At 52.5% G+C, this 13,915-nt stretch carries 17 protein-coding genes; all 17 read left to right on the top strand.

Features of this window, described 5'->3' with window-relative positions; all coding sequences use genetic code 11:
• Positions 1 to 116 precede the first annotated feature (116 nt).
• The 17 genes from WH45_RS12580 to WH45_RS12660 all read left to right on the top strand — a co-directional run bounded on the left by WH45_RS12580 (position 117) and on the right by WH45_RS12660 (position 13,914).
• Positions 117 to 1,715 (top strand): phage portal protein, encoded by a 1,599-nt coding sequence (locus tag WH45_RS12580; RefSeq protein ID WP_046214775.1) that lies wholly within the window; start codon positions 117 to 119, stop codon positions 1,713 to 1,715.
• Positions 1,699 to 2,505 carry a phage minor capsid protein gene (locus WH45_RS12585; RefSeq protein ID WP_046214776.1) on the top strand — a complete coding sequence of 269 codons (807 nt, stop codon included), beginning with the start codon at positions 1,699 to 1,701 and terminating at the stop codon, positions 2,503 to 2,505. Before WH45_RS12580 ends, WH45_RS12585 begins: the two co-directional genes overlap by 17 nt.
• A gap of 3 nt (positions 2,506 to 2,508) precedes the next feature.
• Positions 2,509 to 2,766 carry a hypothetical protein gene (locus WH45_RS12590; protein WP_046214777.1) on the top strand — a complete coding sequence of 86 codons (258 nt, stop codon included), beginning with the start codon at positions 2,509 to 2,511 and terminating at the stop codon, positions 2,764 to 2,766.
• Positions 2,767 to 2,810: 44 nt separating this feature from the next.
• Positions 2,811 to 4,004 (top strand): SGNH/GDSL hydrolase family protein, encoded by a 1,194-nt coding sequence (locus WH45_RS12595; protein ID WP_235338380.1) that lies wholly within the window; start codon positions 2,811 to 2,813, stop codon positions 4,002 to 4,004.
• A gap of 152 nt (positions 4,005 to 4,156) precedes the next feature.
• Positions 4,157 to 4,864, top strand: a complete 708-nt coding sequence (locus WH45_RS12600; protein ID WP_052723760.1) for a phage scaffolding protein — start codon at positions 4,157 to 4,159, stop codon at positions 4,862 to 4,864.
• A gap of 61 nt (positions 4,865 to 4,925) precedes the next feature.
• A complete protein-coding gene (locus WH45_RS12605; protein ID WP_046214779.1) occupies positions 4,926 to 6,017 on the top strand; it encodes an SU10 major capsid protein in 1,092 nt (363 codons plus the stop codon).
• 77 nt (positions 6,018 to 6,094) lie between these two features.
• Positions 6,095 to 6,349 carry a hypothetical protein gene (locus WH45_RS12610; RefSeq protein ID WP_046214780.1) on the top strand — a complete coding sequence of 85 codons (255 nt, stop codon included), beginning with the start codon at positions 6,095 to 6,097 and terminating at the stop codon, positions 6,347 to 6,349.
• 11 nt (positions 6,350 to 6,360) lie between these two features.
• Complete coding sequence (locus tag WH45_RS12615) at positions 6,361 to 6,759, top strand: hypothetical protein (protein ID WP_046214781.1); 399 nt, start codon at positions 6,361 to 6,363, stop codon at positions 6,757 to 6,759.
• A 1-nt stretch (position 6,760) separates the two neighbouring features.
• The gene (locus WH45_RS12620; protein WP_046214782.1) at positions 6,761 to 7,081 is read left to right on the top strand and encodes a hypothetical protein; all 321 of its coding nucleotides are present in this window, start codon (positions 6,761 to 6,763) and stop codon (positions 7,079 to 7,081) included.
• Complete coding sequence (locus WH45_RS12625; protein ID WP_052723761.1) at positions 7,081 to 7,554, top strand: HK97 gp10 family phage protein; 474 nt, start codon at positions 7,081 to 7,083, stop codon at positions 7,552 to 7,554. The genes WH45_RS12620 and WH45_RS12625 overlap by 1 nt, the downstream gene beginning before the upstream one ends.
• A complete protein-coding gene (locus WH45_RS22870; protein WP_052723762.1) occupies positions 7,554 to 8,006 on the top strand; it encodes a hypothetical protein in 453 nt (150 codons plus the stop codon). The genes WH45_RS12625 and WH45_RS22870 overlap by 1 nt, the downstream gene beginning before the upstream one ends.
• Positions 8,007 to 8,020: 14 nt before the next feature.
• Positions 8,021 to 9,067: a phage tail sheath subtilisin-like domain-containing protein gene (locus tag WH45_RS12635; protein WP_046214783.1), complete on the top strand. Its 1,047-nt coding sequence runs from the start codon at positions 8,021 to 8,023 to the stop codon at positions 9,065 to 9,067.
• 13 nt (positions 9,068 to 9,080) lie between these two features.
• Complete coding sequence (locus tag WH45_RS12640; RefSeq protein ID WP_046214784.1) at positions 9,081 to 9,530, top strand: phage tail tube protein; 450 nt, start codon at positions 9,081 to 9,083, stop codon at positions 9,528 to 9,530.
• A gap of 71 nt (positions 9,531 to 9,601) precedes the next feature.
• Entirely contained in the window at positions 9,602 to 9,970 is a 369-nt protein-coding gene (locus WH45_RS12645) for a phage tail assembly chaperone (protein ID WP_046214785.1), read from the top strand.
• 214 nt (positions 9,971 to 10,184) lie between these two features.
• Positions 10,185 to 12,080 (top strand): phage tail tape measure protein, encoded by a 1,896-nt coding sequence (locus tag WH45_RS22875; protein ID WP_052723763.1) that lies wholly within the window; start codon positions 10,185 to 10,187, stop codon positions 12,078 to 12,080.
• Between the two features lie 14 nt (positions 12,081 to 12,094).
• Entirely contained in the window at positions 12,095 to 12,766 is a 672-nt protein-coding gene (locus WH45_RS12655) for a LysM peptidoglycan-binding domain-containing protein (protein WP_046214786.1), read from the top strand.
• The gene (locus WH45_RS12660; RefSeq protein ID WP_200897693.1) at positions 12,766 to 13,914 is read left to right on the top strand and encodes an XkdQ/YqbQ family protein; all 1,149 of its coding nucleotides are present in this window, start codon (positions 12,766 to 12,768) and stop codon (positions 13,912 to 13,914) included. Before WH45_RS12655 ends, WH45_RS12660 begins: the two co-directional genes overlap by 1 nt.
• The last annotated feature ends 1 nt before the right edge of the window (position 13,915 follow it).

Raw genomic sequence — 13,915 nt, forward strand, 5'->3', positions numbered from 1 at the left:
GGTCAAATAAATACATAGATGACGCTCCTCTTATTACGCAAGGCCGCTCGTCAAGGCGGAGAGGTTAGCAGGTGAACGACCCTCGGGTCGGATCAGATAACGAAGGAGCGGAATACATGACGGAATTTTACAACATTAAGGAGAAAAAGCTGTTTTATCCTGGGGCGGCGTATCCTCCTGACGTAGAGATCCCTCGTCTGGCTAAGTACGAACGCGGCCGGACTATTTTCGAAGGCCGTCACGCCGAGATTTACGACCGGGCGTCTTCTTTGCTAAAAGATAGCCCTCACGCGAGCCAGCTTAAGACGCTGTTTATTGCGGTTAACCTGATGGATTTACTACTGACGAAGCCTGCGGACCTAATGGTCGGAGAGGCACCGTCCTATTCCAGCGGAAAGGACCACGGATCGGTCGTTCAGGAGCGCGTCGACTCTATCGCAGAGGAAAACGACCTAACGCAATTGATCCACGAGGCCGTAGTCGGTGCCGGTATTCGAGGAGACTCGTTTATCAAGACGTACTATGCGCCGCGGGCTGACATATCTGAAACGCTAGAGCTGGGGCTTACACCGCCACCGCAAGACTTAGAGCCGATCATCGAGCCGGTTGACCCCTCTATTGTATTTCCGGAACTGTCCCGCGGATCAAAGAAGCGCTTTAAAGCGATCAATATCGCGTGGGTAGAGTGGGAAATCGAACGTACGGATATGATTACGAGCTTATTTACTCGCGGCCTGCAGTATACGGACAAACCGTACCTCAACGTAGAACGCCATATCCCCGGCTACATCATCTACGAACGTTACGAGCTCTTTAATTCCGGCGTGGACACTTCGTATGACGTCCCGATCTCTACGTACAAGATTGGCGAACAGGTTGCTACCGGCCGCCATCAAGATATCGTACCGACCGGAACAAGCCGTCTTCTTATCGACCACATCCCGTACAAAACGACGGACGAGCACTGGTCCGGAATCAGCGGTATCGAAAAAGTAGAGTCTGTATTGAGCGCGATTAACGAGCGCCTGGTACAGATCGACTACATCCTATGGAAACACGCCGATCCGACCGCCTACGGTCCGGATATTGACGACGGAGATACGGCGCGCTGGGGCGGCAAATACATTCCGCTGGAAAGTAATGACGTCACGCCGGGCTATATGGTGTGGGAAGGTCAGCTCGAATCTGCTTTTAGAGAGCTCGATCTACTGCTCGGTATCGTTTACCAAATGTCCGAAACTCCACAATGGCTGTTCGGTACGACATTAGCCTCGGATAAGGGCGGTACCGGTACGTCTCATACGGACGTGGGTGCGATCAAGGCGCGCTTTATGCCGATCCTATCCAAGGTCAAGCGTATTCGTACTCACGTAGACCGGGCGCTTCGTGACGCTCTCTATAAGGCGCAGGAACTCGAACTGTTCGCCAATCAGGGCGTTGAAGGCTTCGAACCTTACGAGGCGGTCTACCCTAAGATCGAATGGCGCGATGGTCTGCCGCGTGACGATAAGGAAGCTGCAGAAGTAGCACAAATCCGGACCGGCGGTAAAGCTACGCAATCCGTCATGGACGCTATTAAGGAAATGGACGGACTGTCTGACGCCCAGGCTGCGGAAATGCTCCGCCGGATCACGGAGGACGATGACCGGACGCTCGGTACGGTAGACGCTTCGATCTTTAACGAGGAGGACCCCGTAGATGAATCCGATCAATAAGATCGTCGGTTTATTCAAGTCCGCTAAAAGCTCGCTCGGTAGCGCCGTGTCCCGTTTATTCGGGCGCGGCAAGGTTACCGCAGCAGATGCGAAGGCAGCGCAGCAAGAGTCCGACCGCGTCTTAAAGGAACTCCGCAAAGAGTCCGACATATGGGTCCGCGATAACCTGACGAAGGCAGCGAAGGACGGCGTAGCTAAATCCATGTTCGACCTAAAGGAAGCGCGGTCCCTGCTCGAAGCTGCGGACAAGGCGAAACTCAATAAGCCCAATCGGGAAATGCTGGCCTTAATGATTCAGCAGACAAACGCCGACGTGCTGCAGGTTACGAACAATATGGATCGCCGTATGAAGCTCGTTATTCAGCAGACACTCGCGGAGTCGTTACGCAGCAACTTTTCTCAAGGCGTAAATACTAGCGGATCAATTGCGCAGGACGTACTCGCCCGATTACGTCGTACTGCAGGTGTCGCTTTAGATACCGGAATCGTTGACGCTGCAGGCCGCCGGTGGAAGCCGGAAGTCTACGTCGAAATGCTCGTACAAACGAAAATGGCGGAGACCGCGCGGCAGGCAACGATTAACGACGCTCTGGAACGGGAGGTGTATTACGGAATAATTTCCAGTCATGGCGCGAAAGATATGTGCCGGAACTGGGAAGGACGGATCGTAAAACTGGTAGCGGATGCGCCCGGCGACTATCCGTATATCGGCGATCTTCCTACACGTGAAATATTTCATCCTCGGTGTCGACACACAATTTCCCCGATTCGAAACCCCCAAGGAGGCTAACCCATGAGAGATCCCATCGCACGCTATCCCATCAGCGGAACCGCTGACAAATCAGTAAACCTACCTGAACGCGCTTCGTACTTGGTTCTTTACAATGATGGTTCAAGTAATGTAACGGTCACGGTCGGCAAATCATTCTCCGTCACCATCGCGCCCGGCGACTTTTTCGACGAAAGGCTGGACCCATTTGACCGAATCAAAATTACGGCCACTTCTCCGTATCGCGGATATGTTCGCGTACCCGAGGGAGGTAACCTGTAATGCGTGACGTATCCGCAAGACGGTCCGCTCGTAAAGCGCAGAACATGGCGAAGCTGGCCGCACCTCCGGTCTCCACCGCTAAAATCCTCGGAGACTCCATAACGTTCCAAAATAACGTCGCGACTCATTTTTCTGATCGCGGCTATTTCGTATGGGCTAACGCGTATCTCGGTCAGGCTTTCGAGTTCACCGGTAACTACGGCGTTTCCGGACAGCGTTCGGACGAGATCCTCAAACGTGTCGGTGACGTTATCAACGTAGACAAGCCGTCCTATTGCTTCGTACTTGCGGGCGTGAATGATATCTCGCAGCAGGCTACGAAGAATACCACGGCAGCCGGAACCTTTGCGAATATCCGAGCGATTTACGACGCTCTGACGAACGCGGGCGTTACCGTTATCGCGTTGACCCTTCCGGCGTCTAACTCCTGGACTACGGACACGCAGAACGCAATGTACTTCGAACTGAACCGCCTCATTAAGGACTATGCGAGAGTAAGTCCGAACATTATTCTCGTAGACGGCGGTTCTGCGTATCTCGATCCGGCTTCGCTCGGTCCCGTAACAGGCATGACGGTAGACGGTACGCATCCGGCACCGGGCGGTGCCTCTCGTATGGGCCGTTTGCTGGCGGACGAACTCCGTAAGCACATCAAACTGCAGCCGACGACGCTGGCATATAGCAATATTGATCCCGGTAACATGCTCAAGAATGCCACGTTCAGCGGTACCGGCGGAACAGCGGCCAACGCATCTATCACTGGTGATATTGCGGCAAACTGGATCGGCGCCGCATATTCGAGCGCTACCGTTGTAGCGAGTAAAGTTAATCGGTCCCTCCGGATGGGTCAGCGCCAACGTCTGACGATCAGCGGCGGCACGGCTACGGGGAATGCGTACCTGTACCAGGACGTCTCTACCGGATTTGCAGCGGGAGACAAAGTATACGGGCAGATTGCGCTCGAAATAGACGCATCCTCGGTCGTTACGAAGTCTATCGAGTTCGGCGTAGACTGCCGATCCGTTACCGGCGGCGTGGGTACTTCGCTCGGAACGTATTTCGGTATGTTCCACGAATCTGCAGCGCCGGATCTGAATTACACACCGACCGGCCAGTTAATTCTACGGACGCCGACCTTTACCGTCCCGGCGAACACGAATCAACTCCGTTTTAGTCTCCGGATTCATATGTCCACCGGAATTGTCGACGTAGATGTAGCGGATTTGCGTAAAGTTTAGGTCGTTAGGTTACTTCGGAGCCTCTTTCGCGGCCCATAGAGTGAGCCGAATAAACGGATATCTCCGAAATGACAGCTCGATAGGCTGACGTCATGCCTTAAATTGACGGAGACCATGCGCTACGCAGCGGGTAAACGCGGACAGGGAGGATTATGAGTAAGTATCTTTTTAGAATGTCACCACTTTTTAGCGAGGACAAAGGCGGCGAAGGCGGAAGCGGCGGCAATCCCGATCCGAATCCAAACCCGGACCCTAATCCCGAACCACCTCGTACATTCACGCAGGAAGACCTCGACCAAATTGTAAAGGATCGTCTTTCCCGTGAACAAAAGAAGTTCGCAGACTATGACGATATGAAATCGCAGCTTGAGCAGCTCCTGGCAGACAAGAAAGCGCGAGAAGAAGCGGAACTTACCGAGACAGAAAAGCAGGAGGCGGCAGCTAAAGAGGCGCTACAACGTGCCGAAGAAGCAGAGCGCGCTCGTGACCAGGCTGTCCAATCTGCAAATACACGCCTTATCAACGCCGAGTTTAAAGCCGTAGCTCGCGACCTCAATATTCGCCCTGACGCCTTACCCGATGCCCTGGTCCTAGCGGATCTATCCGGCGTGTCCGTTGATTCTGACGGCAATGTGGTCGGTGTAGAGGATGCGGTTAAAGCGCTAGTCGCCTCGAAGTCTTGGCTGCTGGCTCAACCGAAACAAGCGGACCCAATCGGTGGTCCTTCCGGAGGTCCTGCGCCGAAGGGTGATAAGACGAAGGAACAGCGCCTTAATGAAGCGGCTGAGATCGTTCGGAAAAATCCGACACCTCAAGCGCTGATGCAATATACGAAACTCAAACGCGAACTCGGTATGTAACGGACGTCCTAACGGGCGTCTTTTTTATTTCCTATAAACCAACTAAAAGGGGATACCACACATGACACAAATTTTTGGCGCCGACCTGATCGGTAAACGCGAGTCCGTTACGGATCAAATGCTACTGCTGAACCCGCACACGACTCCGCTGCTTTCTATGCTCGGTTTTGCGAACCCAATCGCGGCCGTAGAACATAACTGGTTCGAAGATACAATGTTCGCGCAGGAGACTACGGTAGCGGGCGCAGTAACTAACGCAGCCACTACGATGGTTGTTGCGAGTACCGAACCCTTCCGCGTTGGCGCAATCTCGCAAGTGGGCGAAGAACTCGTTAAGGTTACGGCGATTAACGAAGGTACAAAAACGCTGACTGTCTCTCGTGGTTACGCAGGTACGACTCCGGCTGCGGTGACTGACGGCTCTACTATCGAGTTCTTGTACGTAGAGGGCGTAGAGGGTGCCGACGCTCGTTCTGCTCGCAGCAAGAAGCGCGTACGTAAGTCCAACCTGACGCAGATTTTCGATGATACCGTAGAAGTTTCCGGTACGGCTGCCGCGGTTGCTCAATACGGAATTACGGATCTGTATGAGTACGAGAAAGCGAAGAAAATCCAGGAGCTTTCCCTGCAACTGGAAAAAGCCATGATCGGCGGTATCAAGAACGAGAACGGTAACATTCGCCAGATGGCGGGTCTTCGTTCGATGATCCAAACGAATGTGAAGGACGCTGCAGGTGCTGCGCTGTCTCTGAACATTCTGAACGATTCCCTGCAAGCGATCTACGAAAAAGGCGGCTTTGCTACCGGCGGTAACTTTGAGGTTATCGTGCCGGCGAAGCAAAAACGTGCTGTAGGTACGTTCGATAAAAACCTGATTAACATCGACTCCGACGATCAACGTCGCGGTACTGTAGTTAGTCGTCTGATTACTGATTTCGGCGAGTTCCCAGTTAGCATTAATAACAACCTGAACGCCGACGAGCTGATGATCATCGACAAGAACCGTACTCAAATCCACGCACTGAATGGCCGCGAGTTCGGTCATGAGTACCTGGGTAAGAGAGGCGACTACTACCAAGGTATGATCGTCGGTGAGTACACGCTTGAACTGCACCAAGAACAAGCGCACTCTCGCATCAAAGGTCTGGCGTAAGCTCGGCCGTTCTATTCCGGGCCTGCCGCGTAACTGCGGTGGGCCTTTTTCTACTTTATACGGAGGTGTAACGAACGATGGCAAAATACACATCGCGATACAAGGAACTTAGCTTTTACGTAGAGGGCCGCGAGTACAAGTTCATGGACGGAGTATTCGTAACTAGCACGCTGGAACAGGACGAGGTACTCGGTCGTGTTGCTGACGCTACCCTGGTCGAAGAAGACGCAGAGGAGGCGGAAGAAGAAACGGAAGAAATTGCGGCCGATCCGGAGGAAGCAGAAGCACCGGCCCCAAAACGCGGCCGTAGGAAAGCCGCAGCAGCGGAGTAAGGAGCCGACCTATGACAGTGACTATTCCGGAAGCGGACGTTTATGTTAACGAAAATTGTATCGACGTAGAAGACTGGCAGGCTGCCGAAGAAGCAACCAAAACACGATACCTGAACGTGGCTGCTCGGACGCTAAATCAGTACTACCGGAAGTATATTATTCCGGATAACGCCGTTTACGAGTTCGCTAATACCTTGGCGATTCTCTATAACGATACGGGACGTCTGCAGCGCCAAGGTATCGCGTCTTTCGGTCTGACCGGCGTATTCAGCTTGAACAATAAAGAGGGCAGTACGACAATGCCGTATGACTCTCTTCGTAAGTTTATTCCGCAGACAGCGCTCGACCTGATCGGCAATGAAAACGACGTGAATCTGACGCGAAAATCCGTTAAATGGACGGTGATGTAACGTGGCAATCATTCCGTTAAAGCAGGCCGTTATCGTCAGCAAATCCAGCGGGCAAACAACCGGCTGGGGTCACGCAGGTCCGGGCGTAGACGTGCCTTATAAGGTTCGAGCATCCGAGCAAATGAAGCTCGTAAAGAACCAGTTCGGAGAGGAAGCCGTTTCCTCTCTGACGCTTTTATTCGATAAGATGCCGGACATCCGCTATGACGACGTGATTTCGTTTACGAACGAACTGGGCGAGACGATCCGTCTTAAGCCTATCGCGATTCAGCCCCGACGTCACTTGTCCGGGCGAGTACTAATCACGGAGGTCAACCTGTAATGGCAAATAACAGTATCAAGTTCGATCTCGGCCGCGGTGCTCCGTTCTTCCGGAGAGTGGTCGGTAAATTCCTACGGGGATACGGCCGTAAGCTTGAGGACGCTGTAGAGGACGGATCGAAGCGCGGCATGGAAGACGCTCTCGACGAGTGGAAACGCCGGGCTACGGATCTTGCTCCGCTTAAGACCGGTAACCTACGCCGCAACATTACGGCCGAAACGAAAAAGCAAGGCGACCAGGTAGTCGGTGAGCTTTCGGTAACTGCCGTCACTACGAGAGGCCGCAGACGCTTCGACTACGCTACGTACATCCACGATGTTTATCCGACCCGGCACGGTGAGTCCTTTAAAAATCCGACCACCTCCGGGACTATTCCCCGCTTTATCGATAAGTCCGGCGAACAGGTCGAAGACAAATTCCGCAAGGATATCGAAGCTTCTATCAAATCCGAAATCAAACGGAGGGGTCTGTAATGTCAGTCATTACGAATATCCTCGCCATTGAATCCCTACTCAAAACGATGTACCCGACCGCTACTTTCGAGAAGCAGACAACGCCGGAAAAGCCCACGCCAAACACATTCGTTATTCGGATGGTATCGGACAGCCGCGAACTTGAAACAGGTTCGTGGTTTGTTGTGGACCGGGATTACCAGATCATCTATTTCACGGAGTATGCAGAGGAAGCTCTACCGGTTATGGATGCCATTTCTTCAAAGATATATAGCCAGATATCCATCCCTGCAGAAGGCATCCGCTTCGAAGGTTTTAACTTCGCGAACCCGGAGCTGACCGGAAGCAAACTATACGGCACAGTCGGTATTCTTCGGACATCCGTTCGTGAGAAACGCGACCTTCCTACGCCGGAGAAAGTCGGAGAGGTTATCGTAAGCCGGATCGAAATTCGGCCACGTAGCCCTAAATAAAAGGAGGAACTCACATGGCAGGCGGAACGTTTGATCCAACGTCCCTACCGATTCAACCCGGCCTATACGCTAATTACGTAGAAGCCGCATCTGCTCAAATTACCGGAGGCGCTCGCGGCATCGTCGCTATTCCGCTGTTGACTTACGGCAGCAAGGCGCAGGCCCAGTCGTTTTATACGATTGAGAACGAGAAACAGGCGGTCGATACCTTCGGAACAGCGAACGTTAAGTCGATTCTGCTGGCGCTGCAGGGCGGAGCAAAAGAGGTTCTCGTATATACGATGCCTACTACGCCAGACGCTGACGCATACATCAATATGCGTAATGCTTTCGAAGCACGCCCGTTCAATGTTTTCGCATTTGACGGAGAGTCCAGCGCGTCAGAACGAGCCGCTACGAAAACGTGGGTCGCTCGAAACCGTACCGAAGGTAAACACTTCGTTGTGGTCATCGGGGGCACTGCAGCGGAGGACGCCGACCCAGCGGCAGGTATCGCTCGTACGAATCTGAACTCGGACCAGAATATCGCGAATCTGACGACCGGCGTTATTATCGAGGGCGTTTCCTACAGCTCCGGTAAGTTTGCGCCATGGTTGGCCGGTCTGATCGCAGGTACGGCAATCAATCGCGCAATCACTTACGCCCAGGTACCGGCAGATGACGTTACGCTGCGCTTGACAAAGACGCAGATTGACGCTGCTCTGAGCGCTGGTTCTATCGTGTTCAAGAACGACGGCGTAAGAGTCAAAGTTGTTCAGGGACTCATGACGGACAAGCATAAAACCCGAAGCATCCGAGCGCGTCAGGCGATCCTAACGGACATCTCGCAGACAGCGGAGGATAGCTACATCGGTAAATTGAATAACGACGCGGACGGTCAGGCAACGTTGATCGTAGCGGTGAAGGCGTATCTGGAATTGCTGGCTAATAACGGCGTTCTGAATGCGCCTTCCGTCGTTCTCGATCCGGAAAACAAGTCTATCGGCGATAAGGTATTCCTCGTCATTTCCTACGTGGAAGTGGATTCGATGGAACGTATCTTCTTGACCATCAACGTATAAGGAGGGGTATCCCATGACTGGACCACTTAACGCCCAGCGTACCATCTCCGGTACGTTCGGCAAGACTATCGACGAAAACGGTAACTGGTTGAACAACGTGTACAAGATCGAAGCGAATATCGAAATCACATTCGCGGACGTCAAACGATCCGGTACGCGCTGGATGGGGAACAAAGTTACCGGTCTCAAAGGCTCCGGTACCATCGGCAGCTACATGATTACTTCGGAATGGATCGAAAAAATGGCGCAGGTAACGGACGATAAAAGCTCGCCCTTCACTACGCAATTGATTGTAACTCTGGCTGATCCGGAATCCTTCGGTGCCTACCGCGTTCGATTAATGAACGTTACTTTCGATAAGATTCCCGTTGTTCAGTACGAGGTCGGCGAGATCGTAGACCAGGAGCTTACGTTCTTGTTTAGCGGTTACGAAGTCCTCGAATCTCTGCGCGGCGAGGGTTAATACGGAGGGCCTTCGGGTCCTCTTTTCTTTTTACTTAAACCAAAAAAAAAACTATCGGAGGTTGAACATATATGAGTAAAGCACTGGAAGCACTGCTCGGAGCAAGTAAGGACGTAACTGGCGAGGTTTATATGGAGCGGTTGGGTACGAGCCTTAAAATTCGTCCGGTTACCACGCAGGATATGGAAAGAGCTCGCCAGCGTGCAACTATTGGTCCCGGTAAAGTGGACGAACGTGTACTAACGAACCTGATCATCGCGGCAACTACACTGGAACCCGACTTCGGCAATAAGGATCTGCTGGCGCATTATGGCGCAGAGGATGCCGCGGACTGCGTAGAAAAGTCCTTGCTGATGGGCGAACGATCTCACTTGGAAGAGAAGATTATGAAACTATCCGGATACGGCCAGTCTGATCCGGTAGAAGACGCAAAAAACTAATCCGGGCGGGTGGTGAGGCGTATATCCTTCACGAGATATTCCAGCGTCATCATATCCCGCCCCACGAAGTTTACGCGCTCGATCCGCGGCATAAAGCGTTCTTATTCGCTTCGATGATGGTTGCGTTGGAACCGGAAATAAAAGAATCGCAGCAGCGTGATAAAGAGAACGCCGAGGCATTCCGTGAACTTAACGCGAGAGGAGGCTGGTAACCGTGTCATTTGATATTCGGGGTACGCTACGTTTGGTCGACCGTATGTCGAGTCCGTTACGGGGCGCGATGGGTACGATTAGTAAATTCACCGCAGCGGGTGCCGGTCTCGGTCTCGCGGGTATCGGTATCGCAGGGGCGCTCGGTACTGCGCAAGGTGCCGCTCAATTGCTAGGGGACTCTATGTCGAAAGCGATGGACTTCGAAGCACAAATCGACTCCGTAGCTGCGCTCGACAAGAGCCTCGCAAAAGGGTCGGCCAACTACGATAAACTAACGGCGCTGGCGCTTGAAATGGGCGCAAAAACCTCGTACTCCGCTCTCGAAGCGGCTCAAGGTATGGAGGAGCTGATTAAGGCGGGCCTCTCTGCAAAACAGGTTATGGGCGGCGGACTTGAAGCGGCTTTGAACCTCGCTGCAGCGGGCAGTATCGAAGTTGCGGATGCAGCTTCCGTAATGTCTATCGCAATGAATGCGTTTAAGCAGGACGGCATGAGCGCGGCAGACGCAGCGAATATCCTCGCATCAACAGCGAACGCTTCTGCAACGGGCGTAAACGAGCTTAAATACGGTATTGCTGCCGTCGGTTCCGTTGCAGGATCGCTCGGCATGACGTTTAAGGAGACGGCCGCTTCGGTCGGTATCTTCGCTAACAACGGTCTGTCTGCATCCGATGGCGGTACATCCCTGAAAACGATGCTCGCGAATCTGCAGCCGATGACCAAGAAAACGCGCATCCTGTTCGATGAACTCGGTTGGACCGTCAACGGCACGAATAATAAATTCTTCGATGCTGCCGGTAATCTTAAGGACCTGACGTCCATCGCGGGTATCCTGAACGACACAACGAAGAACATGACGAAGCAAGACAGGGGAGCACTCTTCCGAGATCTGTTCGGATCGGATGCCGTCCGTGCTGCGACTATCTTCGCGAAGGAAGGCGCGGAAGGCGTAGCGAAGTTCCTGAAACAGGTCAAGGAAGGACCGACAGCGCTTGAGGTTGCAAAAGCCAAGTTAAATAACGCTAAAGGTGCGGTCGAGCAGTTGTCCGGTGCTTTTGAGACGTTCCAGATTTCGGCGCTGACTCCGATGATGCCTGCGATTAAAGAAGTTTCTCTCGGCCTTGCTGACATGTTTGCCGGAGCTGCTCCCCAGGTCAAAAAGGAAATGGAATCGGTCGGTAAGGGTGTCACGGATTGGATGGAAAAGATACGAAACAATCCAGCGTACAAAAACGCGAAGACACTGAGCGCTAAGATTGACTTCGTATTTAAGGACCTTTCCGCTACCTTTTCGAAGTGGTACAACGAAGAAGGAAAGGCGAAGCTTACTAAGGCTACCGAGAAGATTGCAACGTTTGTCGGTGGCGTACTGAAAGATGCTGCTCCTACGTTAGGTAAGGTCGGATTACAGGTCGGTGGCGCCATTGTGGCCGGTATGATGCAGGCGATCAAGGAAAACTTTAACCCGCTCGCAGCTATCGGAGGTTCAGGCATCGGCGGCGCCCAGTACGGAGCTAACGTTATCGCTTCGCAGAATAAGCTCAATAATACGCCAGACGGAAAACCAGTGCTCGGCCAGACTACGCTGGGTACCGGCGGTGCTCCTAAATCGAAGTGGGAATCCGCTCTTGATAGCGTAGGTGACGCGATTGGGAACGGCGTAAACTGGGTCAAATACGGTTCTCACGCGGGCGGTCTCGATAAGGTTCCGTATAACGGCTATAAGGCGAACCTGCATAAGGACGAAACGGTCCTGACGAAAGGGGAAGCGGCCGACTACCGTAGCGGTAAGAGTGGTAAGGGTTCGGTAGTTATCGAGCAGGTCATCATCAATAACGAGCAGGATTATCAGGCGTTCCTTACACGGCTAACGAACGACCTGGCGAAGCTCGGATAATAGGAGGGGAAAACGTGCCAAGTTCGCAGCAGCTATGGTTTAAATTCAACAACGGCAAAGAGGTTCTTTGGTTACCGGTAAATCCGGAAGCCATTTCGGTAACGACCACACACGGATTTCAGGACGTTGAGGTATCGAACCTGGGCGAATATACGGTAATGGGAACGAATCGGCTTCGCAGCTATTCGTTCTCTTCGTTTTTCCCCTCATATTATGACGGATCGTATTGCGAGCATGATCGGTTCGACAAGCCTACCGAAATTGCATCGCAGATTGAACGCTGGATGCGATCCGGCAAGCCCATTCGATTTATCGTAACGGGAACAGCAATCAACCTACCGGTTACTATCCGCAACTTCGAGTATGAGGAGCGCGGAGGCGATCCAGGCACGCTATGGTACACGATAGAACTTAAGGAATATATTTTCGTAGAGACGCCGAAGAAGAAAGATCCTACGAAAAAGGCTGCGGCTCCGAAAGCTACTACGAAAGCCAAACGGCCAGACTCTACGGTCAAGGCGAAGACATACACGGTTAAGGCCGGAGATTCTCTATTTAAGATCGCCCAGCGCGCCGAGGTACTCGGAGATGGCGATAAATGGCGCGACCTATACACGAAAAATAAATCCGTCATCGGCTCGAATCCGAACAAGCTCAAGCCGGGGCAGAAGTTGGTGATACCGTAATGGCCGTGAATATTAAGCTACTTTATGATAACGCGATCTGGATTGAGCAACTGGCGAAGTCCGTGGAATGGTCCGGAGACGTTGCGCAGCCTCACCGAACACTTACGGTATCCTATTCGAATACCCTGGACGGTAAGGACGAGCGTATTGACTTCGAACTTGGCAAAGAGCTCCGGTTTTACGTCGACAATGTCGGCCTATTCCGGGGTGTTATTTTTTCCTATTCGACGGATTCAAACGGTGACGCAACGGTCACTGCTTACGACGAGAACATTTACTTAACGAAGAATGAAGACGACCAGAAGTTTGTCGGGATGACGGCGACCGCCATTGTCAAGTCGCTTTGCAAACAGTTCGAGATTCCCGCGGGCGATATTACGGAGACCGGCTACGTTATTCCGAAGATGATCCTGCGTGGTAAAACGTTGTGGGATATGATCGTTACGGCATTGACGGAGACCCGGAAACATACGAATCGAAAATATATCGTCTATACGAAGAATGGGCGCCTATGTATGAAGGAGAAAAAGGAATCGCCGGTCCGTTGGGTTCTGGAAGATGGCATCAACATTTTGACCGCTAACCGATCCGTCTCCATTGACGATATGGCAACGGCCGTTAAAGCTTCCGGTGGCGACGATGAAAAGCCGATCACCTTCACGGCAAAGGACACGGCCCTGATCAAGAAATACGGACTTATGCAGAAGATGGAAAGCGCCGATTCAGACGCGACCAGCTCGCAGATTCAGGCACGGGCGAAAGAGAAGCTAAAGGAGCTCGCCAAGCCGAAAGATGAAGCGGATATCGACGCGCTTGGCAATGTCGAAGTTATTGCGGGCTCGGCCATTTATGCCTTCGAATCTATTACGGATCTTGTCGGAGGATTTTACGTTAACGCCGATACTCACACGTTCGAGAACGGCACACACACGATGAATGTTCGGATTTCCAAAACGGACGAGCTTCCGAAAATGGAATACGAAGGTGACGACGAGAAGTCGAAAGAGAAGAAAACGAAAGCCAAGAAGGACAAGAAGAGAGCCAACGGTCAGACGAATAATCACGGTAAACGCCGTACGGTTAAGGACGTCGATAAGGATGTCGCCGCTCTGCAGCGTCAAATCGAGCAGCTTAAAAAGGAGGGCTAAC

This window comes from Paenibacillus wulumuqiensis, assembly GCF_000971965.1.
GTDB classification, from domain to species: Bacteria; Bacillota; Bacilli; order Paenibacillales; family Paenibacillaceae; genus Saccharibacillus; species Saccharibacillus wulumuqiensis.

Excerpts from the sequence above, each read along its gene's own strand:
- WH45_RS12585 (WP_046214776.1), top strand. The coding sequence starts at position 1,699 with ATGAATCCGATCAATAAGATCGTCGGTTTATTCAAGTCCGCTAAAAGC.
- WH45_RS12645 (WP_046214785.1), top strand. The coding sequence starts at position 9,602 with ATGAGTAAAGCACTGGAAGCACTGCTCGGAGCAAGTAAGGACGTAACT.
- WH45_RS12640 (WP_046214784.1), top strand. The coding sequence starts at position 9,081 with ATGACTGGACCACTTAACGCCCAGCGTACCATCTCCGGTACGTTCGGC.
- WH45_RS22870 (WP_052723762.1), top strand. The coding sequence starts at position 7,554 with ATGTCAGTCATTACGAATATCCTCGCCATTGAATCCCTACTCAAAACG.
- WH45_RS12625 (WP_052723761.1), top strand. The coding sequence starts at position 7,081 with ATGGCAAATAACAGTATCAAGTTCGATCTCGGCCGCGGTGCTCCGTTC.
- WH45_RS12660 (WP_200897693.1), top strand. The coding sequence starts at position 12,766 with ATGGCCGTGAATATTAAGCTACTTTATGATAACGCGATCTGGATTGAG.
- WH45_RS12615 (WP_046214781.1), top strand. The coding sequence starts at position 6,361 with ATGACAGTGACTATTCCGGAAGCGGACGTTTATGTTAACGAAAATTGT.
- WH45_RS12600 (WP_052723760.1), top strand. The coding sequence starts at position 4,157 with ATGAGTAAGTATCTTTTTAGAATGTCACCACTTTTTAGCGAGGACAAA.
- WH45_RS12580 (WP_046214775.1), top strand. The coding sequence starts at position 117 with ATGACGGAATTTTACAACATTAAGGAGAAAAAGCTGTTTTATCCTGGG.
- WH45_RS12605 (WP_046214779.1), top strand. The coding sequence starts at position 4,926 with ATGACACAAATTTTTGGCGCCGACCTGATCGGTAAACGCGAGTCCGTT.
- WH45_RS12635 (WP_046214783.1), top strand. The coding sequence starts at position 8,021 with ATGGCAGGCGGAACGTTTGATCCAACGTCCCTACCGATTCAACCCGGC.
- WH45_RS12610 (WP_046214780.1), top strand. The coding sequence starts at position 6,095 with ATGGCAAAATACACATCGCGATACAAGGAACTTAGCTTTTACGTAGAG.
- WH45_RS12590 (WP_046214777.1), top strand. The coding sequence starts at position 2,509 with ATGAGAGATCCCATCGCACGCTATCCCATCAGCGGAACCGCTGACAAA.
- WH45_RS12595 (WP_235338380.1), top strand. The coding sequence starts at position 2,811 with ATGGCGAAGCTGGCCGCACCTCCGGTCTCCACCGCTAAAATCCTCGGA.